This is a genomic window from Neisseria sp. P0013.S005, assembly GCF_051958425.1.
GTDB classification, from domain to species: Bacteria; Pseudomonadota; Gammaproteobacteria; order Burkholderiales; family Neisseriaceae; genus Neisseria; species Neisseria subflava.
On the sequence record NZ_JBQCVL010000016.1, the window covers coordinates 1 to 20,806 of the forward strand.

Here is a 20,806-nt window from a genome sequence, read left to right on the forward strand (position 1 = left end):
TTTTACCATGGTCAACGTGACCGATGGTGCCAACGTTTACGTGCGGTTTGCTACGTTCAAATTTTTCCTTAGCCATGGCAATATCCTATAATCTATAGCTTTTTGAAAGAAAGAGTAATAATGAGATGGTGCCCATGGGCAGATTTGAACTGCCGACCTCTCCCTTACCAAGGGAGTGCTCTACCCCTGAGCTACATGGGCGAAATTGTTTGGAGCGGGTGAAGGGAATCGAACCCTCACCGTAAGCTTGGAAGGCTTCTGCTCTACCATTGAGCTACACCCGCATACTCACTTTTTGCTCCAAGTAAGAATTTTTGGTGGAGGGAGAAGGATTCGAACCTTCGAAGCTCACGCAACAGATTTACAGTCTGCCCCCTTTGACCGCTCGGGAATCCCTCCAAAAGAGAACGCTAGTTTATTGGCAACTCAGATTTCCGTCAAGATTTTTTTTCATTTATTTCTTTAAAAACATCCAAGCTTTTGCTTTTAAACACTATTTATTTAAACTGAATGATTTTTTCGTACTTAGCCATCAGTTCTTCATGCGTTTCAGGATGTTCTTCATCAATCAAGATACAGTCGACAGGGCATACCTGTTGGCACTGAGGCTCATCGTAATGGCCTACACATTGTGTACACAAATTTGGATTGATTTCGTAAATTTCTTCACCTTGCGAAATGGCATCATTAGGGCATTCCGGTTCGCACACATCGCAGTTAATGCACTCATCTGTAATAAAGAGCGACATTTCTATTTCCTTTTTTCTTAAATTATCAAAACCGATTGGGCGCGGATTATAGCACAAATGACGTCGGAACAATCCGTTTGAAAGAATGTTTTACACCTTGGGAATGATTCTCAAATTCCATACTATTCAGCAACTTGCGAATAGAGCAACAATTCAAACCCACTCATTCCCGCCTTTCCTTCCCGATAATTTTCCAGCCAATCCGGTTTTTCAGGCAGCTTCCCTGCTTCAATATAGACCATTGCCCCATTTTTCAAGTGGCTTTGCAATCGGATAAACAGATTTTGCCAATCTTCCCATGCAAACGGCGGATCAAGGAACACAACATCAAATTTTTCAGACGGCCTTGCCAGATAAGCCATGCCATCTGAACACACGATTTCCACCTGTTTCAAACCTAATTCACGGATATTTTTCTGAAGCGTTTGAACAGTTTGGCGGTGGTTATCGACCATTACCACTTTTGCCGCATTACGAGAAGCAGCCTCCATTCCCAAAGCACCACTGCCGCTGAATAAATCCAATACTGTTTTACCGGTTAAATCCTGACCCAGCCAATTAAACAGTTTTTCACGCACGCTGTCAGGCGTTGGACGCAGGCCGTCTGCAGATAAAAATGTTAACTTTCGTCCCCTGCATTGCCCGCCAATAATGCGTACTTGATTGGTATGTTTGGAATGTTTGTTGTTTGCCATGATTTTTAAAAAGATGCCGAGTTTTCAGATGGCCTCAATTATATAGTGAAACTGCCATCAAGCCGTATTCACTCTATTCTTTTAGATACAACAAGGCCGTCTGAAAATCATTTTTCAGATAGCCTTGTTGTTTCGAATTTGATAGCATGAAATATTGAACTGCGCTTCACCGGTTGAAGTGCGTTTTAAACTTAAACTAGATAAATTACATTTACTTATTTATAATGAGTATTCCTCTGAGAAATATTTATATAAGGTTATTACCATGTCAGATCTGAATCTCAGTAACAGCATCTTCCAAGGTTACAACGACAAACATGGCTTAATGATTTGTGGCTATGAATGGGGCTGGAGTAAAGCCGATGAAGCTGCTTATCTAGCAGGTGAATACAAACTCCCTAAAAATAAAATCGACCATACATTTGCCAACAAATCCCTCTATTTTGGTGAGCAGGCAAAAAAGTGGCGTTACGACAATACGATAAAAATTTGGTTTGAAATGTGGGGACACCCCTTAGACGAAAATGGATTGGGCGGTGCATTTGAAAAATCCCTGGTTCAAACCAACTGGGCTGCTACACAGGGCAACACTATCGATAATCCCGACAAGTTCACACAACCCGAGCACATCGATAATTTTCTCTACCACATCGAAAAACTGCGTCCGAAAGTCATCCTCTTCATGGGCAGCAGGTTGGCGGATTTTCTGAACAACCAAAATGTACTGCCACGCTTCGAGCAGTTGGTCGGTAAGCAGACCAAACCGCTGGAGACGGTGCAAAAAGAATTTAACGGTACACGTTTCAATGTCAAATTCGCAATCGTTTGAAGATTGCGAAGTCGTCTGCTTTCCCCATCCCAGTGCCAGTCGCGGTCTATCTTACGATTACATCGCCTTGTTCGCGCCTGAAATGAACCGGATTTTATCGGACTTTAAAACGACACGCGGATTCAAATAAACCAATCACAGAAAAGTAAAGGTCGTCTGAAAATTTTTCAGACGACCTTTTCTCTTTCAAACCAACCTAATCTCACTCTTTCGGTGCAGGCGGTTCAATCTGTTCTTTCCAGCCGCATTCTTTTTGCGGGCAGACTTTTTCGACGCCCCAGCGTTTGGTGGTTTTGATGGTCAAGACCGGCCAATGGCAGTTCGGACATTCTTCGGCGACGGGCGGGTTCCAGGTGGCGTAGTTGCAGTCGGGATAGGTGCTGCAACTATAAAACAGTTTACCGTAGCGGGATTTGCGCTCGACGAGGTTGCCTTTTTTGCATTGCGGGCATTGGACGCCGGTATCTTTCGGTTTTTCCAGCGGCTCGACGTGTTTGCATTTCGGATAGTTGGCGCAGCCGATGAATTTGCTGCCGGTTCGGCTGTATTTGTACACTAGGCGACCGCCACATTTAGGGCATTCGCGTCCGTCGAGTTCGGCTTGCTCTGCTTCAGCTTTGGCGATGCGCTCGGCAGCTTCTTCGGCAGTTTCGTTGACGTTGCGCGTGTAGCTGCACTCGGGATAACCGGCACACGCAACAAAACGACCCATTTTGCCGAATTTTATTTGCAGTTTGTGTTCGCCGCATTTCGGGCAGGTTTCGTCAAGTTCCTGCGTGGTAAATTTGGCGCGTTCGATGCCCTCTTTTTCTTCCACTTGCTTGATAAACGGCTTCCAGAATTTGTCCATCACGGGAATCCATTGACGTTTGCCGTTGGCAATTTCGTCAAGCTGGTCTTCGAGTTTGGCGGTGAAGTGGTAGTCGACGTATTGGGCGAAGTGTTCGGTCAAGAATTTATTGACGATGTCGCCTGTGTCGGTGGGCATGAAGCGTTTTTGCTCAAGGGTAACGTATTCGCGGTCTTTGAGCGTGGAAATAATGCTGGCGTAGGTCGAGGGGCGGCCGATGCCGTATTCTTCGAGGGCTTTAACCAGCGTGGCTTCGTTGTAGCGCGGCGGCGGGGTGGTGAAGTGTTGCTCGCCGTAGAGTTTGTCCACGGGCAATTTGTCGCCTTCGCTCATTTCGGGCAGTTTTTTGCTGTCTTCGCCTTCTTCATCGTCGCTGCTTTCTTCGTAAACGCTGAGGAAGCCTGCGAAGGTTTGCACTTGTCCGGTTACGCGGAATACGCCTTTGCCGACGGTAATATCGACGGTGGTTTGGTCGAATTTGGCGGGCGTCATCTGACAAGCGACGGTGCGCTGCCAAATCATTTGATAGAGTTTGAACTGGTCTGCGCTCAGGAAGGGTTTGACGCTTTCGGGCGTGCGGTACACGGAAGTCGGACGGATCGCCTCGTGGGCTTCTTGGGCGTTTTTGGATTTGGTTTTGTATTGTTTGGCGGCACTCGGCAGATATTCTTTGCCGATTTTGTTTTCGATGTAATGGCGGATTTCGGTTAACGCTTCATCGGCTAAATTCACGCTGTCGGTACGCATATAGGTAATCAGACCGATGGCGCCCTGCCCTACGTCTATACCTTCGTAAAGCTGCTGGGCGGTACGCATGGTGCGGTCGGTGGTGAAGCCGAGTTTGCGCACGGCATCCTGCTGCATGGTGGATGTGGTGAACGGCGCGGCGGGATTGCGGCTGCGCTTTTTCTTTTCGATGGCGGTAACGACGGCCTCTTTGCCTTCAAGTTCTTTCAACACGTCGGCTTGCGCGGCTTCGTTCGGCAGGTCGAATTGTTCGAGTTTCGCGCCGTTGTATTGGGCGAGTTTGGCGGTGAACTTGCTGCGGCCTTTGTGGCTGTCGAGATGCACCGTCCAATATTCCTGCGCTTCAAACGCGCGGATTTCGTTTTCGCGTTCGCAAATCAGACGCAGGGCGGGGCTTTGCACACGGCCCGCGCTCAAACCGCGGCGGATTTTTTTCCACAACAATGGCGAGAGGTTGAAACCGACCAGATAGTCCAGCGCGCGGCGGGCTTGTTGCGCATCAACCAAGTCCATTTCAATTTCGCGCGGATGGGCAACGGCATCGAGCACGGCGTTTTTGGTAATTTCATGGAACACGACACGCTGCGGCTTGATGTTTTTCAGGCCGCGTTTGGATTTGAGGATTTCCAAAAGATGCCAAGAAATGGCTTCGCCTTCCCTATCCGGGTCAGTTGCGAGGTAGATATTTTCAGCTTCTTTGGCACCGGCGACGATGGCATCGACGTGTTTGCTGTTGCGGCTGATCAGTTGGTATTTCATGGCAAAGCCATTGTCGGGATCGACTGCTCCGCTTTTCGGAACCAAATCGCGGACGTGGCCGTAAGACGCCAAAATTTCAAAATCACCGCCCAGATATTTTTTCAGGGTTTTGGCTTTGGACGGGGATTCGACGATTAATAGGTTTTTCGCCATTGTTGTTCTCTTTTGGATGTATTGGATTTATGTTTCAGACGGCCTTTATTATTGAGGCCGTCTGAAAAAAGGTTTAGTGCATCACGTTTTGTCCGGTCAACGCACTCATCAAGTCGTCGCCAATCAGGACGGGTAGCTCGCTTTTGTGCATCCATAACACCAGCAATACCAACACTTTGGCGGTATCGAGGGTGATTTCGTCCGATGGAATGTGCATCAGGGCGTGAATGACGATTTCGCGTTGCTCATAAGTAATTGCGTGTTCGGTAACCAAATACTGCATCAAGCCCATGACTTCTTGCGGCAGATTTTCAGCTTCTTCACGGCAGAATACGCGCAGGGAGTCGCTGTTAAACGGCTCGGCATAGAATTCGGACGTATTGAACAAGACTTCCATCATCATCAATGTATTGCCGATTTCCGTAGCATCAAAACCCGCATCTTCCAAAAGGCGACCCAAGTCCTCCGGAGGCGGACAATTGTCGAAATCTTGGAAGTGTTCGATTAAATAGGCAATGACTTCGGTCATGCTGGTTCCTTAAATATAGATAATTTATGCTTTGACACGCTGATAACGGCCGCCCGGCAAGGCAGCGACGATACCGTCAAGTTCGTATTCCAAAAGCTGTGCGTACACGTCTGCCGCTGCCATATTGGTTTGTTGCGCCAAAATATCGGGATGTATCGGGTCGTAACCCATTGCTTCCAATAAAGCGCTTGTTGATGGGGCGGCAGGTAGATTTTCAGACGGCCTTTGCGGCTCATCCGCTATTGTTTTTGGTTGCAGCCGTTCGGTTTGATCGTTTTTCGGTTTGACCGTCTTATTTATAGAATATGATGGAACAGGCGTATTTTGCAATAGCTGCGGACACTCATGAAGAATATCGTCCAGACATTCCACCAATTTTGCCCCGTCTTTAATCAGCTTGTGGCAGCCTTTGCTGTGCGGATTGTCTATCGAACCGGGTACCGCCATCACTTCGCGCCCCATCTCCGCCGCCAGCTTGGCGGTAATCAATGAGCCGGATTCCAATGCCGCCTCGACCACCAATGTCAGCTGCGACAACGCGGCAATCAGACGGTTGCGGCGCGGAAAATTGCCTGCAAACGGACGCGTGTCCAAAGGAAACTCGCTGACAATCAAGCCTTTTTCAGCAATTTCATAAGCAAGGTTTTTATTGGACGGCGGATAAATGCGGTCTATACCGGTTCCCCAGACGGCAATGGTACAGCCATCTGCCTGCAATGCGCCCTGATGGGCGGCGGTATCGATACCCGAAGCCATGCCCGATACGACGGGAATGCCTTTTTCGCTCAACGCCCTGCCGAAATCTTTGGCAATCCGCATTGCCTGCGGCGTGGCATGGCGGCTGCCGACAATCGCGGCAGAAGGTGTGTGCAGCAGCTCTGCATTACCGCGTAAAAACAAGACCGGCGGCGCGGTAATGCCTTGTGTCAGCATTTCGGGGAAATCATCATCTTGCAGCAACAACAGACGGCAACCGTCCTGCATTTCCCATTGTAAAGCGGCTTCGGCAGACTGCTGCGCCAAAGCCCGTTTATCCGCATTACGCCACGACTCAGCCGCCTGTTTATGGCGCACCAACGCGGCAATTTTGTCTGCCGGCGCATTCAAGGTTGCTTGTGCGCTACCGAATTGCTGCAACAGCACCAAAAAACTTTCTGCGCCGATATAGGGCGTAAATGCCAGTTGCAACCAAGCAAAACGCTCGTTTTCCGTCATCAATCTGTTCCCTTTTTGTAATGGTTGTTCAGACATCCTGAAGTAAATAAAGGCCGTCTGAATATTTTATTGATATAAAACTTCTGTCGGCTTAAAAGGCAAAATAACAATGCCGAGCCATATCATTATTTTTATAAAGTATTGCTTGTCTAAACACACCGTCAAATGACGATGCCGTCTGAAAAACCTGATGGCTTTCAGACGGCCTTTTTTGTGTTTGAACCGATATTGCGCTTATTCTTCGGATTTGTCGGCGCTGCGGCGCGATACGCTGATACCGAGTTGTTTGAGTTTGCGGTAAAGGTGTGTACGCTCCAAGCCGACCTTTTGCGCCACGCGGCTCATATTTTGGCCTTCTTGGGCGATATGGTACTCAAAGTAGCGGCGCTCGACTTCTTCCCTCAATTCGCGCAAAGGCATATTGAAATTGAAGCCGCCGATGATTTCTGTCGCCGTCGCATTTTCCTTCTGACCTAAAGCCACGGCAACAGCCTGCTCGTCCACTTCTTTGCCGTCAGATTCCAACATGATGTTTTTCACCGTTTCGGCAAGCTGGTCGTAATTGCCCGGCCAATCGTATTGGCGCAAAACCACCAACGCGCTGTCGCTGAATTTTACCGGCTGGATTTTTTGACTTTCGGCCAAATCGGTCATGATGCGGTTGATTACAAAGACGATATCGTCCGGCTGGCTGCACAAAGAAGGAACATCGATGCGCTCTTTCAACAGCTCCGCCAGTCGGCCGGTAACGATGTCATCGGCGCTCTCACCGCGTTTAAAACCGCATGAAGCAATCACACGGACATTGTAGCGGTCGGCTTTTTCCAGCAAGAAAGCAATGCCGTTTTGGATGTTTTTGCTGTAACGGGCAATATCGCCGACATACAAAATACCGCCTGATGCCTTTTGCAACAGCTCCATCGGCGTATCGACAATGTGTTCGACACGGTCGGTTGCCACCCAAGGCGTACCGCTTTTGTGCAGATAACGAGCGACAATTTCAAACGGCGAGCCTGCCTCACCGGCCAACAACAGCGGGCGGTTGTGTTTGGCGGCTGCTTCAATGCTGCCGTTCATTTCTTGAATGACGGGGCTGTTGCCCAATTTGTCCAAAGTCATACCGGAGGCCGTCTGAACTTCGCCATGTTTCAAGGCGCGTTCTACTGCGGACAAGAGTTTTTGCAGGGCAATCGGTTTTTCCAGAAAATCGAGCGCGCCGATTTTGGTGGCTTCAATTGCGGTGTCAATGCTGGCATGGCCGCTCATCATCACCACAGGCATATTGAGTTGGCCGTTTTTCGCCCACTCTTTCAACAAAGTGATGCCGTCGCAATCGGGCATCCAAATATCCAGCAACACCATGGCCGGACGCGTTTGATAACGCAATTGGCGCGCTTCTTCGGCATTTTCGGCCAAAGTGACGGTATAGCCTTCGTCTTGAAGGATCTCGGAGAGCAGGTCGCGGATGCCTACTTCATCATCTACAATCAAAATATCACTGCTTCGCATAAGTTTCTGCCATTTCCGGTAAAGCTATTTTGACGCACGCGCCGCCACTGTTCTGATTGCTCAGGCTGATACGGCCGCCATGCTCCTCGATAATTTTTTTCACAACGGGCAAACCAAGTCCCGTTCCTGTCGGTTTGTCGGTAACGTACGGCTCAAAAGCATTGTGCAGCATTTCTTTGCTGAAACTTTTGCCGTTGTTGCAGACGGTCAGGAAAACCTGTCCGCCTTCGCGCCCTGTTTCGACGTTTACTTGCGGCGTTTCGTCCGACTCTGCCGCTTCTGCGGCATTCTTAAATAAGTTATGCAACACTTGGCGCATCGCCGTCGTATCGGCAACAATCGGCAAGGTGTCGGCGCTGAGCCGCGCATTAAACTTGCACACGCCGGCCTCATATAATACCAATACTTCCGACACCAAACCGTTTAAATTTTGTTTTTCTAAATTCAGCGACGGCGCACGCGCATAGTTGCGGAACGCTTCGACCATTTCTTTCAGCGCGGCCACCTGTTTGACGATGGTATCGGTTGAACGGCTGAGAATTTGGGCGTCTTGTTCATCTAGTTTATCATGCAATTTCCATGCCAATCTCTCGGCGGAAAGCTGGATAGGCGTAAGCGGATTACGGATTTCGTGCGCCAAACGTTTCGCCACTTCGCCCCATGCGGCCTCTTTTTGCGCCCGCATCAAGACGGTAATGTCATCAATCACCATCACCATGCCGTTATCATTGTCTTCCGGCAAAATGGTGGCTTTGCCCAACAAGATTCGGGCATCATCGGGCGCGGCGTATTCGACTTGGACGGGTTTGTTGCTATCGGCGGTTTCATTAATGGCGGCAAACACATCGGCCAACAGGGTTTGCTGCGGCGATTTGCCGTGCCATTGATGCCAGTTACTGCCCCACAAAGACACCAGCGAAACGCCCAAAATCTGTTCGGCGGCCTTGTTAAAGGTTTTCAGACGGCCATTGGCATCCAAAGTAATCACGCCTGTAGTCAAACTTTCCAACACGCATTCCAAATAATGGCGTGCTGCTTCTTCGCGCAAACGGTTGCGCTCGTCTGCCTCTTTGGCAATCGCTAATTGCTCGGTCATGTGGTTGAATAACTGGGTCAAACGGCCGAACTCGTCATTGCGAAATACCGGCCGAGTCTGGCTGAAGTCACCCTGAGCCACCGCCCGCGCACCCTCTGCCAGCGACAATACCGGTGCCACAAAACGGCGGGCAAAATACAAAGCCATCACCAGCGCCAAAAAGATGGCCAATAATGTCGCGACCAACAGCGTGGACAGGAAAAAGGTTTGCAGGCCTTTTTTGGTATAACTCAGTTCGGCATATTTGGCTCGGGCCGCTTCAATCAGCGTCGCGTCTTGGGCAACATCTTTCGGAATCGGCTGCCGGAAAAACAACGCATAATCCTGATTTTTATGCGTACCGATCAGCATCCAGCCTTGAGCATACAGCACGCCGCCGATGTTTTCCAAGCTGCGCACCGAACCGGTCTGCTCCAGCTGCTCCCATCCTTCTTTGTTGAGTTCGGGTTGATTTAGTTTCAGGGGATTGATGCTTTTCTCGGCTTTATGGGTGGTCGCGTTATAAAGCGCCAGCTGGGCAAAGTCGGCAGTAAGTGCGGATTGTGCCAGCGTTTGCCCCAAATTGCCGTCCAATGAAGCGGCGCTGATTAAGTCGATCTGCACTGGCGTGGCGTTGCTGACAGCGTTGTCCACCGCCAAACTCAGCGCGGATTTGCTCAAGTTTAAGCTGCGCTCTAGAGCCTCATGGGTATCGTTGCCAAACCAAGAATTAATCGTACCGTTAATAAACTGGGCGGAAATACCGAACAAAAACACGCCCGGCAATACGGCAACCAAGGTAAACATCCCCGACAGCCGACGCGCAATCTGCGAACCGAACACGCTTTTGCTGTTGTCGCGTATCAAAAGCACGACATAGCGCACCAACACCGCCGCCAACACCAGCAACAGCAAGCCGCACAAGGCGACAATCCACCAGAAATAATCAGACAATACGTTGCTGCTGCCCGTTGCAACAGTCAGACCGTACAACAAAACAACGGCGAATACGGCGGCAATCAGAAGAAAGCGGCGCATGGTTTACTCCTGCACGACCGACAAGGATTTCCAACCGGAATCCAAATGCCAGTTTTTAGACGTCAGGGCATTGATTTGGAACGGTTTGGGCAGCTTGGCGGTTGTCAGCAGCAGGCGGATTTCAGCCTTCGTGTCTTTGGCGGCCACATCACTCAGCGCACCCTTGGACAAAACCTTCCAATTCACGACCGCGCCCACTGCACGCAAGGCAGTCTCAAGCGTGTCGTACTCGGTAGAAAACGTACCAACGGTAACGCGATAGCGGTTGGTCAGTGGATGGAAGGACAATTTGTATTGAATCGTGCTGTCGTTGTTGAGCAGCTGGTCGAACTTGAATTTATAAGACGACATAGACGGCGCTGACAGCTGCCAACTCAAATTGAAATGCAGGGGGACGCCCTGTTTGAGTGCTTCTTTAAGCTGGTCGGGCAGATCGGTGCGGAAACGGCTGCTGACGGAAAGCTGTCCGGCATGGGTCAGCTTTGCCTCGGCACGGGTCGCACTGATGCCCTCGCCCGCCGCATTCAACGACACGGCAAGCAAGAGCGGTACAATCAGCGTTTTACTGCTTTTTAATAAGCGCGTAATAAAAGCCATCTTGATGTTTGTTCGGTAAAAGCACACGCGATTCGATCAGCTCGGCATCAGCATGGCGGTTAAGGAATTTTTGCAACTGACCGTCGTTTTCTTCGACAAAGACCGAGCAGGTAGCCAGCAACATCCTGCCGTTTTTCGTCAGGGTCTGCCACAGCGCGTCTAATAATGCTTCCTGTTGGCGTGCGGTTTTGACGGCATCGGTCGGGCGGCGCAGCCATTTCACGTCGGGATTGCGCCGCGCCACACCCGAAGCGGTACACGGCACGTCGGCAAGGATGGCGTCGAAAGGCTTTCCATCATACCACGCCGCCAAGTCCTGCGCATCGGCGCAAGTCAGAGCGGTCGTCTGAAACCCCAAACGGTCAATATTGTCCTTCACTCTTTTCAGACGACCTTCGTCGATATCCAAAGCGGTAACATGACAATCCGCCAGTTCCAACATATGCCCTGTTTTCCCGCCCGGCGCGGCGCAGGCATCCAAAATCCGTTCGCCGTCTTTAGGGTTTAACAGATACGCCGCCTGCTGCGCGCCGAAATCCTGCACCGACACCAGGCCGTCTGAAAAGCCGGGCAGGCGGCTCACCGGCACGGCTTCTTCCAACGTAACCGCATATTCGTCCAACGCCTTTGCCGCGATACCTTCCGCCGCTAGCTTTTCCAGATACGATTCAGCATTGCCGTGTCGGCGGTTGACCCGCAAAGTCATCGGCGGATGCGATTGCAGCGCGGTGGTAATGTTGTGCCAATGTTTCGGATAATGGTTTCTCAAGTAAGCCACCCACCACACCGGCAGGTTGTGTTTCGCCACATCGTCTTTTTTGCAGGAAGCCGCGAGATTGTCGCGTTCACGCAAAAAGCGGCGCAAAATCGCATTGGCAAACGAGCGGAACTGGCCGCGGCCGATTTTAGCAATGCTTTCCACCGCTTCATTAACCACGGCATGAGGCGCATTGCGCGTGTAATGCAGTTGGTACATCGCCGCCAAAAGCAGGCTTTCAAGCTGCGGATTATCAATCGGCTTCTTCAGCATTTGACCAAGCATGTGCTTCAAACTGCCCAAATAACGCTGGCAACCGTAGGCAATATCCTGCAACGCGCCGTTTTCCTGCGCCGTCAGCTGCGGATGCGCCGCGCGGATTTGCGCCAACACATCCTGAAGGTTGCGCCCTTCTGCGACCGCCGCAATGCTGTCGGCGGCAAGTTTTTGGGCGAGGGACATACTCATATTTTTACTTTCTGATTCATATTTGATTTCACGTGTTCGGAGGATTTCAGACGGCCTGTTCGGCTGCCAACAATGCCCGATAATATTCGGCATCTGTTTTGGAAAAACAGCAAAAGATGATTTTTTCCACTGCCGGACATTGCGGCAGGGTTTGTTTCAAACTCTCCAAAGCAATACGTGCGGCGGCTTCGGCCGGAAAGCGGTACACACCGGTGCTGATGCACGGAAAGGCGATGCTGTGGAGATTGTGTTTCTGGGCAAGCAGCAAGGAATTGGCGTAGGATTGTGCCAATTTGGCCTCTTCATTTTGTTTTCCGCCAAACCATACCGGCCCGACCGTATGAATGACATAACGCGCAGGCAAACGATAGCCTTTGGTTATTTTGGCTTCGCCTGTGCGGCAACCGCCCAAAGTGCGGCACTCGTCCAGCAGCTCTTTGCCCGCGGCGCGGTGTATCGCACCGTCTACGCCGCCACCGCCCAACAGCGATGAATTGGCGGCATTGACAATCGCATCGACTGCCAATCGGGTAATATCGCCCTCGACCACTTCAAAAACAGCCATTGTTTTCTTTCCTCTACGTTGATTTCCAGCCTGTTACAAAACTGTTCCGACTTCAATCGTCCGGCCTGCCGCAAATGCCTGTATGCTCATGCGTTTGCTGCCGGAAGGCTGCAATTCGGTGATGTTCAGCGCATTTTCACCGCACGCCACCAGCAGGCCGTCTGAAGTGCAGGACAATACTTCGCCTGCCTTACCCTGTTTGGCCACGACTTCGGCTCGCCAGATTTTCATCGGTTTGCCTTGATACTCGACCCACGCGGCAGGTACGGGGTTAAAGGCGCGGATTTTGCGTTCGATAATATGCGCGGACTCGTTCCAATCGATACGCGCTTCTTCTTTGCTCAATTTCTGGGCGTAGGTAACACCTTCGTCAGGCTGCTTAACCGCGTTCAGACGGCCCTCCGCCTGCAGACGCTGCAAGTCGGCAACAATCGCTTCCGCACCCAAACCCATCAATGCGTCATGCACTTCGTTGGCGGTATCCGTAGGTTGGATGGCGTAGCGGTGTTCGCTGACCACATCGCCGGTATCCAAGCCGATGTCCATCTGCATGATGCACACGCCGGTTTCGGCATCGCCGGCTTCAATCGCACGTTGAATCGGTGCCGCGCCGCGCCAACGGGGCAACAGCGAAGCGTGGATATTGAGGCAGCCATGTTTGGGCGTATCCAACACATCCTGCGGCAAAATCAAGCCATACGCGGCCACCACCATCACATCCGCGCCTGTATCTTTGAGCATTTGCAGGGCTTCAGCGTTATTGCGCAACTTTTCCGGCTGCGCCACGGTCAAACCCAATTCCAAGGCAGCCTGTTTGACCGGCGATGCGGTCAACTGCATACCGCGGCCTTTGGGACGGTCGGGCTGGGTCAACACCAGCGGAATTTCAAAACCTGCGGCAGCGATGGCTTTCAAGGCGGCGGCGGCAAAATCGGGCGTACCGGCAAAGATGACTTTCATGTTGTGTCCTTGTGGAAATGGTTTGAATGGGCGCGTTGGGCAAACCGTTTCAGTTGAAAAGGCCGTCTGAAAGATTGAAAACCGAAGTCTGCCTTCTGTTTTGTCTTTTCAGACGGCCTTTAAGCGATGCGTAGGTCAGATGGCGTGTTTCTGACGTTTTTTCAGTTTGGTTTTGATGCGGCCTTGTTTCAGCTGCGACAGGTGTTCGACAAACACGATGCCCATCAGGTGGTCCAATTCGTGCTGCACGCAGATTGCCAGCAGGCCGTCTGCTTCCAGTGTGAATTTCTCGCCTTTTTCGTTCAAGGCTTCAACTTTGACGCGCTCGGCACGGGTTACGGTATCGTAAATGCCCGGTACGGACAGACAGCCTTCTTCATAAGTCGTCTCGCCGTCTTTTTCGACAATGACGGGATTGATGAACACGCGCGGCTCGCTGCGGTCTTCGGTCAAATCCATCACGACGATGCGCTCGTGTACGTCGACCTGAGTGGCCGCCAAGCCGATACCGCGTGCTTCGTACATGGTTTCAAACATATCGGCAACCAATGTCTGGATGCGCTCGTCGATTTTTTCAACAGGTTTGGCGACCGTGTGCAAACGCTCGTCGGGGTATTGGAGGATGTTCAGTAAAGCCATAATATTCTCGTTTTATAAAGCTGATGTGTGATTTTCATACAGATTCGGTTTCCGCCGCCACAATCTCCTGTCATGACAGCAACATTCAATGCTAAAATAACGCCGAAAAATGTTAAGATAGCGTGACGGAGGCCGTTCGTTATCGTATTGATGAATGGGCGGCAGTTTCGCAAACTCCAGCTTTCTCTGTTTATCATCTGAAGACAAACCGAATCGATTTCAAGGGGAACGGTTATGCAACAACGTATTATAACCCTGCTTTGCATGGCAGGCATGGCTATTTCTGCCCACACTCAGGCAGCTTCTTTAAAAATCCGCCCCAATGCACCACAACGCTACGTCGTTAAAAACGGCGATACCTTGTGGGGTATTTCCGGCAAATATCTGTACAGCCCATGGCAATGGAACCGCCTTTGGGGCGCTAACCGCAACGCCATCCGCAATCCGCATCTGATCTATCCGGGTCAGGTGTTGGTTTTACGCTACATCAACGGTCAGCCGCGACTGGGTTTTGAACATGCCCAAACCCGTTCAGACGGCATTCCCGTGATCAAACTGCATCCGCGCGTACGCGAAACTTCCGGCTACGGCATTCCGACCGTCAATGTCAACCTCTACCGCATGTTCATGAAACATCCGCAGATTATCGCTCCGGAAGAAACCGCCAACGCGCCGCGCCTGATTGCCGGCCCCGACAACCGCGTCCTCTACACCCAAGGCAACCGCGTGTACGCATACGGCCTGACCGAACCCGGCCGCTACCTGACCTACCGCGTCAATAAAAACATCACCGACCCGGAAACCGGCAAATTTCTCGGCCAAGAAGTTGTGTTCAGCGGCATCGCCAACACGCTGCCTTACACCGACTCCGCCTTGGAAAACCGCACCCGCGCTTCTGACGAAAAACTCAAAAGCAACGAGTATTACACCCAAGTCAACAAAGCCATGAAGCTGCGCACCCAATCCGCGCAACCTTTGGTTATCGAAAAAGCCGTTTCCGAAATCCGCAAAGACGACTATCTGCTAAAACTGCCCGAAGGCCTCGACAGCTTCAATGTTATGCCTCACGCCCCTGCCCGTCCGATTCAGGCCAAAGTCGTTTCCATCTTCGACGGCGTGGGCGAAGCCGGCCAGTTCCAAATCATTACTTTGGACAAAGGCGAACTCGACGGCTTGGACAAAGGCACTGTGGTCAGCCTCTACAAACGCGGCCGCCAAGTCCGTGTCAATCTGTCCAACAACCTGATTCGCAAGCCGAAAGACAAAGATACGGTTGAATTGGTTTCCATTCCGGCGGAAGAAATCGGCTTGGCAATGGTGTACCGCACATCCGACCATCTGGCCTCCGCCATTATTTTGGAAAGCCTGAACAGCATTTCCATCGGCGATACCGCTTCCGAACCCGGCCGTGATTTGGACAATATGGCCGATGAAAAAACCATGGACAAACCGGCTGAAGACGAACAAGAAAGAGAAATCGAACTGGAAGTCCGCAGCTGATTGAGCTTTCTTAGCAGCCATCCGGCAAATAAAGGCCGTCTGAAAACCTGTTTTTCAGACGGCCTTTTGATTGTTGCCCATCAAAATAAATAAAATCTGTAACACGCCGTTTTAAAGCGCAAACAATATCCCATGTCTTCAGCTATTTATCAGCTATCCCCTTTTCTATTGTCTTGCCGTTCTGCCATTCCAATCAGCAATATAGAAACCCTAACACGCTATTTATTGGCTGTTGATTGTTCCATCTATTCCTGCCAATCAAAAAGGCCGTCTGAAGATTTCAGACGGCCTTTTTATCCACAACTCAAATCCGATTATTTGAATTTATAAGTGTATTGCAAGCCCAAGATGTCCGCTTTGTTTTTGAAGCGGGCAGAGGATGCACCGCGGCTGTCTACGTCGTTGCCGCTGGCTTTGCCTGTGCGGTAAACCGTGTCATTGATGTGGATATGGCTGTACGCCGCATCGATAACATGGTTTTTACCCAGTTGATATTTAGCACCAACGGAGAACCAGATACGGTTGCCGTCAGGCAGGCTGTTCATGCGGTCTTCGGCACTTTTAACCGGTGATTTGTCGAAAGCGATACCGGCACGCAGTTGCAATGGTTCGGTAACTTGGTAAGAGCCGCCGAATGCGACTTTATAAGTGTTGCGCCAGTTAGGCGTGATGACGGTACGGTCAGATTGACCGTTGACAACTTTTTTGGTGTTTTCAAACACCAGCTCCGCTTTGTTGAAGCGGCTGTGGCGCGTCCAAGTCACATCGCCGAACAGGTTGGTTTTGTCGGTGGCGCGGTACATACCGTGAACAGACAAAGACTCAGGCGTGACGATTTTTACGCTGGCTTTTTCGTTCGGCACATAACCGCGTGCAGCCATTGCACCCAAATCCCAAGCACGTTTTGCATATGCGCCGTCCGCTTCCCAATCGGCAGTGCCTTTCAGCGTATGCGATACTTTGGAACGATAGTTCACACCCACGCGTGCGCGCTCGTTGATGTCCCACATCCACGCCAGTTGATAGCCGAAGTCCCAATCGTGGCCTTTTACATCGGCATGACCATCAGCCTTGCCGGTCGCATCGACAGCAATAGGACGGCCTGCTTGACGGGAAGCCAAGCCGCTGGCCAACTGGCTGATGGCGCCGGAAGCATCCCAGTCGGAGTATTTGCGCAATTCAGCTTTTGAATATTGGGCAATCAAACCGGCACCGACAGCGTGCTGCTCATTCAGTTTCCACGCGACTACCGGCTCGATGGCGATGGTGGTCAAACCCAGTTTGTTGATGTTATGGCGCAAGACGGAATCTTTTTCGTATTCAGTTGCAGAGCCGAAAGGAACATATACACCCAAACCCAAAGTCACATCGTCGCTGGCTTTGTACGCACCATAGACGTGCGGAGCAACGGTGGTTTCGGTAATTTTGCCGCTGGTCGAGCCGCTGACATCGGCACCCGTACGGAAGTGTTTCGCAGATTCCGCTTCATAATGAATGCTTGGGAAAACGATATTGGCGTTGACGGAAATTTGGCTGCTGTCAAGTTTGGTCAGGCCGGCCGGGTTGTAGAAAATGGTTGATGCATCGGCGGCTTCGGCGGCGGCGGCGTTGGCCGTGCCTTGAGCGTTAACGGATTGTGTGCCGAAGTGGTAACCGGAAGCTTGGACAGCGGTAGATAAAAGTGCTGTGCTTAAAATAAATGCTGTTTTTTTCAGATTGAAATGAATCATTTTGGTTTACCGTGAAAGTAGCGGACAAAGAAAAAGGCCGTCTGAAACGTCCTTTATTGATTTAGTATAGGTACTCAATTCTATACTACATCGTTATTCTTGCCTATTATTTTCGGTTTTTTACGGTATTATGTAGCAGTTGCACAAAGATTTAACCGATTAAAAACCTTAAAATCCCTATTGAAATTTTAACTCGATAGGGATTTTTATTATGGCGCAAAAGTTGCTGAAATACGAGTTAGTGGAACGCCTGTTAAAGCTAAAAGAAAAGCAAGATGAGCTGACGGTGCAAATGCAGTGTTTGTCACAAGAGATTAACGCATTAGCTCAACCTTATATACCGAAAGAACCAAAACCGCAGCCCTTGATTACGATGCGATTAGTCGCTCAAGTCTTACGTGAAAATCCTGATTGGATGTTTTGTGGGGAGATTGCTGAAAAGAGCTTAGCATTGTTGGGAAAACCACAATTTGTTGATATGGGCGATAAGCACTATAAGACAGTCAATCGAATACTGGTTAAATTGCGTAAAAGAGGAATCGTTGAAAGTGGATTGAAGTTTTGGCGGTTAAAGCCATTAAAATAGCGGTAGAAATACCGCTATTTTTGTTTCAGTCGCCATTTGACATCGGTTACGCCTCTTTCTAGTCGTTCTACTACGCCTTTTGTCAGCCAATGTTTTAACGCGCCACGCACCGAAACCATATGCTTCGGACGAACGATAGGGTCTTGTCTGTCTTTTATTAAGACAATCTCAGTAATTTCATTGACCGTGAAATAATGGTCGGGTTGAGCTTTAAGTACCGCTAAGACCATTGGTCTTAATTTCCCACGGAATCTATGTTTGTAGGTTCGATATGAATAAACCTCAGTATCGTATTCATCGGTTAAGGCTTCATCTTCCATCACTTCAAGAGCATCGTTGAGTTTTTTGATTTTTCGTTCAACTAATTCAAGATGTTCTAGTACCTGTGTTCGTTCACGCTGCAAGCGGTCGATTTTAGCCTGAATTTGGCTAAAGTAGATTTTATTTCCCATTACATTATCAACCTTTCTGCTTGTCTATGATTACCCTGCCAAGCCAAAAGTGTAAACAACACTGTTGATTTCTACACCTATCTTTGAGTGAGAAAAGAGTATAGAATAGGTTACATTTTTGTGAAACTTTTGTGCACATTTAATTGTCCGCACGGGAATTGCAAAAAAGTATAAAAGTATCAGATTGGTGTGATTGTTTATTTATTAAAGTGTGTTTTTAGCATTTTCTTAAATGAGCAGCGCACTTAGGTTAGATAAATGTATATACAGTAAGGAGATTCACTGTTATGAATAAAATATACAAGATTGTTTGGAATGCGGCCCAGGAGGCTTGGGTTGCCGTATCTGAACTTGCCAAGGGGCATGTAAAAGCCTCTTCTTCAGGCAAAAATGCCAAGCAAAGTACGGTGGTGGAGGAAGAAGGAAGTGCCTCTTCTACACTGTATAGCTTAGGTAAAGCGGCTGCAAATGCCATGGTGATTGGTGGCGTTGCGGTAACCTTATTCAGTTTAAGTCAAACGGCTCAAGCCGCTGACAAGCATGAGACAGCTGTTGTCGCTCAGCAAGGGACGAGAGAGAAAGCTCAAGGCCAAGAACCTAATGCATTGCTTGCTTTGGGCAATGACACTTATGCGGGAGGGCGTTCTACTGTTGTTATTGGGGAGTCCTCTAGGCTTAATGGTACGGTTGCTATGGCTCTTGGTAACGGCATTAATATTGATCACGGTATTGCTCCGCAATCTGTGTTTTTGGGGAAATCTATTGATGATAGATATAACCAGGATAAACCGTGAGGCAAAAAACAAAGTCAGTATGTAAAGTCACAAGTTATTGGTAGTGATATCTACTTTGGTAGCCTCACAAATAATAAAGTGGACGGTCTTAATCAAGCTACTCTTATGGGTAATAACATTAAACATTTGTCAGAGGAGCAATCTAACTCTATGATGACTGCCTCTAATTTTGTTTTTAGAGGCATTAAAGCTCAGGATAGTGCAGTGAATGGTCATGGCATTACTGTAAACCTTAATAGCTCTGCTAAGCGTGCTGTGTTGAATCGTTCAAGTATTACCGGTACCAAGATTAATATCAATTCTACTGGAGATATCAATGAGATGTTGGTTTCCGGTACTACGATTAGCGTAACCAGACAAAACAATGCTCTTGGAGGGGCCTTAGTTGGTAACAATATCAACTTTGATAGCACAGGTGCAACTGTAAATACAGAGAAGGTTAACTATGTTGGTCAAGATATCAATGTAACAGCCTCATCAACATCTAACCCATTATTTGGTCAAGGAATTGCACTTCATAATTCTAATCTTAGTGGTGCTCCAACCTTCGGTCAGAATATCAAATCAAGCAATTCAACAATTTCAAACACCTTAACACAAGGTTATAACACTACCTTTAACGGAGCTACGGTAAATGATTCGGTTCTTACAGTGAATAACGCCACTATAACCGGTCGTTTGACTAATGCGACATTAATGGGGCGTGATATTAACACCAGCGGCAATGTTGCTGATACTCAAGTTGTGGGTAACAGAAATACTGTAACAGCTTCGAATACTCAGGTATTGGGCAGCGGCATTACCGCGAATGTCAATAACTCTGTATATTTGGGCGATGGTTCAGAAGTTGAAGCGAAAGGTGTTGGTGAAAAGGTAGCTATAAATATTAAAACGGAGGGGCGTACTGCAGGGACTTCTGATTACGGTGAGCAGTTAATACACGATGGCACACGAGCCAAATTTGCGGGTGGTAGTGGTGTTTCGGGGGCTGTTACGGTTGGTAATGCAACGAATACTCGTCGAATTCAACATGTGGCTCCAGGGTACTATGATGCAAATTCTACCGATGCAGTGAATGGTTCTCAGTTATACGCTGTTGGGCAGTCGGCGGGTAACGCGTACTTTAAAGCAGTTGAAGCGGCGAAAGCAGCGAAGGCGGCAGATGATAAAGCGGTTGCAGCACAAGCACGCGCAGATGCAGCGCATACCTTAGCAACTACGGCAAATACAACAGCCAATAACGCATTAAACAAAGCGAATGCAGCAGACGCTAAAGCTGTATCAGCACAAGCAGATGCGACAAAAGCGAAATCAGACGCAGCAGCAGCGAAGAACGATGCAGGTCAAGCTTTAACGAAAGCAGGTGAAGCTAAGACAGCGGCAGCTGCGGCAGACACTAAAGCGGGTCAAGCTTTAACGAAAGCAGGCGAAGCTAAGACAGCGGCAGCTGCGGCAGACACTAAAGCGGGTCAAGCTTTAACGAAAGCAGGCGAAGCAGCACAAGCGGCAGCTGCAGCAGACACTAAAGCGGGTGAAGCTAAGACAGCGGCAGCTGCGGCAGACACTAAAGCGGGTCAAGCTTTAACGAAAGCAGGCGAAGCAGCACAAGC

At 49.5% G+C, this 20,806-nt stretch carries 17 protein-coding genes, 3 tRNA genes and 2 pseudogenes; 5 read left to right on the top strand and 17 right to left on the bottom strand.

Features of this window, described 5'->3' with window-relative positions; all coding sequences use genetic code 11:
• Window positions 1-126: 126 nt before the first annotated feature.
• The 5 genes from ACTHTA_RS10460 to rsmD all read right to left on the bottom strand — a co-directional run bounded on the left by ACTHTA_RS10460 (window position 127) and on the right by rsmD (window position 1,444).
• Window positions 127-201, bottom strand: a tRNA-Thr gene (locus ACTHTA_RS10460).
• Between the two features lie 9 nt (window positions 202-210).
• Window positions 211-284, bottom strand: a tRNA-Gly gene (locus tag ACTHTA_RS10465).
• Window positions 285-315: 31 nt separating this feature from the next.
• Window positions 316-399, bottom strand: a tRNA-Tyr gene (locus tag ACTHTA_RS10470).
• 98 nt (window positions 400-497) lie between these two features.
• Complete coding sequence (locus ACTHTA_RS10475) at window positions 498-749, bottom strand: YfhL family 4Fe-4S dicluster ferredoxin (protein ID WP_003679513.1); 252 nt, start codon at window positions 747-749, stop codon at window positions 498-500.
• Between the two features lie 122 nt (window positions 750-871).
• Complete coding sequence (gene rsmD / locus ACTHTA_RS10480) at window positions 872-1,444, bottom strand: 16S rRNA (guanine(966)-N(2))-methyltransferase RsmD (protein ID WP_308888349.1); 573 nt, start codon at window positions 1,442-1,444, stop codon at window positions 872-874.
• 265 nt (window positions 1,445-1,709) lie between these two features.
• Here rsmD and ACTHTA_RS10485 point away from each other — a divergent pair.
• Window positions 1,710-2,403, top strand: a pseudogene (locus ACTHTA_RS10485) (hypothetical protein).
• Window positions 2,404-2,475: 72 nt separating this feature from the next.
• Here ACTHTA_RS10485 and topA read toward each other — a convergent pair.
• The 10 genes from topA to def form a co-directional block, all read right to left on the bottom strand.
• Entirely contained in the window at window positions 2,476-4,782 is a 2,307-nt protein-coding gene (gene topA / locus ACTHTA_RS10490; protein ID WP_188212412.1) for a type I DNA topoisomerase, read from the bottom strand.
• A 73-nt stretch (window positions 4,783-4,855) separates the two neighbouring features.
• Window positions 4,856-5,311: a DUF494 family protein gene (locus ACTHTA_RS10495; RefSeq protein ID WP_003679497.1), complete on the bottom strand. Its 456-nt coding sequence runs from the start codon at window positions 5,309-5,311 to the stop codon at window positions 4,856-4,858.
• A 24-nt stretch (window positions 5,312-5,335) separates the two neighbouring features.
• On the bottom strand, window positions 5,336-6,526 hold the full coding sequence (gene dprA / locus ACTHTA_RS10500) for a DNA-processing protein DprA (RefSeq protein WP_308888350.1): 1,191 nt from the start codon (window positions 6,524-6,526) through the stop codon (window positions 5,336-5,338).
• Between the two features lie 234 nt (window positions 6,527-6,760).
• Entirely contained in the window at window positions 6,761-8,035 is a 1,275-nt protein-coding gene (locus tag ACTHTA_RS10505) for a sigma-54-dependent transcriptional regulator (RefSeq protein WP_440375775.1), read from the bottom strand.
• The gene (locus ACTHTA_RS10510; protein WP_440375776.1) at window positions 8,022-10,148 is read right to left on the bottom strand and encodes an ATP-binding protein; all 2,127 of its coding nucleotides are present in this window, start codon (window positions 10,146-10,148) and stop codon (window positions 8,022-8,024) included. Before ACTHTA_RS10510 ends, ACTHTA_RS10505 begins: the two co-directional genes overlap by 14 nt.
• Window positions 10,149-10,151: 3 nt before the next feature.
• Complete coding sequence (locus tag ACTHTA_RS10515) at window positions 10,152-10,745, bottom strand: DUF4390 domain-containing protein (RefSeq protein ID WP_003686233.1); 594 nt, start codon at window positions 10,743-10,745, stop codon at window positions 10,152-10,154.
• The gene (rsmB, locus tag ACTHTA_RS10520) at window positions 10,711-11,970 is read right to left on the bottom strand and encodes a 16S rRNA (cytosine(967)-C(5))-methyltransferase RsmB (protein ID WP_154954555.1); all 1,260 of its coding nucleotides are present in this window, start codon (window positions 11,968-11,970) and stop codon (window positions 10,711-10,713) included. The genes ACTHTA_RS10515 and rsmB overlap by 35 nt, the downstream gene beginning before the upstream one ends.
• Before the next feature lie 46 nt (window positions 11,971-12,016).
• Window positions 12,017-12,535 (bottom strand): O-acetyl-ADP-ribose deacetylase, encoded by a 519-nt coding sequence (locus tag ACTHTA_RS10525; RefSeq protein ID WP_070747722.1) that lies wholly within the window; start codon window positions 12,533-12,535, stop codon window positions 12,017-12,019.
• Between the two features lie 33 nt (window positions 12,536-12,568).
• Window positions 12,569-13,495, bottom strand: coding sequence for a methionyl-tRNA formyltransferase (gene fmt / locus ACTHTA_RS10530; protein WP_049352444.1), 927 nt, complete (start codon window positions 13,493-13,495; stop codon window positions 12,569-12,571).
• A gap of 135 nt (window positions 13,496-13,630) precedes the next feature.
• Window positions 13,631-14,134, bottom strand: coding sequence for a peptide deformylase (gene def / locus ACTHTA_RS10535; RefSeq protein WP_003686244.1), 504 nt, complete (start codon window positions 14,132-14,134; stop codon window positions 13,631-13,633).
• Window positions 14,135-14,368: 234 nt separating this feature from the next.
• Between def and ACTHTA_RS10540 the strand changes: the two genes are divergently transcribed.
• Window positions 14,369-15,634 carry a LysM peptidoglycan-binding domain-containing protein gene (locus ACTHTA_RS10540; RefSeq protein WP_440364505.1) on the top strand — a complete coding sequence of 422 codons (1,266 nt, stop codon included), beginning with the start codon at window positions 14,369-14,371 and terminating at the stop codon, window positions 15,632-15,634.
• A gap of 314 nt (window positions 15,635-15,948) precedes the next feature.
• Here the strand turns inward: ACTHTA_RS10540 and ACTHTA_RS10545 are convergent, their stop codons facing one another.
• Complete coding sequence (locus ACTHTA_RS10545; protein ID WP_440364504.1) at window positions 15,949-17,364, bottom strand: OmpP1/FadL family transporter; 1,416 nt, start codon at window positions 17,362-17,364, stop codon at window positions 15,949-15,951.
• Between the two features lie 211 nt (window positions 17,365-17,575).
• Between ACTHTA_RS10545 and ACTHTA_RS10550 the strand changes: the two genes are divergently transcribed.
• Window positions 17,576-17,950 carry a hypothetical protein gene (locus ACTHTA_RS10550; protein ID WP_036473251.1) on the top strand — a complete coding sequence of 125 codons (375 nt, stop codon included), beginning with the start codon at window positions 17,576-17,578 and terminating at the stop codon, window positions 17,948-17,950.
• Between the two features lie 14 nt (window positions 17,951-17,964).
• Here the strand turns inward: ACTHTA_RS10550 and ACTHTA_RS10555 are convergent, their stop codons facing one another.
• Window positions 17,965-18,402: a hypothetical protein gene (locus ACTHTA_RS10555; protein WP_036473249.1), complete on the bottom strand. Its 438-nt coding sequence runs from the start codon at window positions 18,400-18,402 to the stop codon at window positions 17,965-17,967.
• A 287-nt stretch (window positions 18,403-18,689) separates the two neighbouring features.
• On the opposite strand from ACTHTA_RS10555, the gene ACTHTA_RS10560 reads away from it, so the two are divergent.
• Window positions 18,690-19,196, top strand: a complete 507-nt coding sequence (locus ACTHTA_RS10560) for an ESPR domain-containing protein (RefSeq protein ID WP_440375777.1) — start codon at window positions 18,690-18,692, stop codon at window positions 19,194-19,196.
• Window positions 19,197-19,301: 105 nt separating this feature from the next.
• A pseudogene (locus ACTHTA_RS10565) lies at window positions 19,302-20,806 on the top strand (hypothetical protein); the annotation flags it as partial.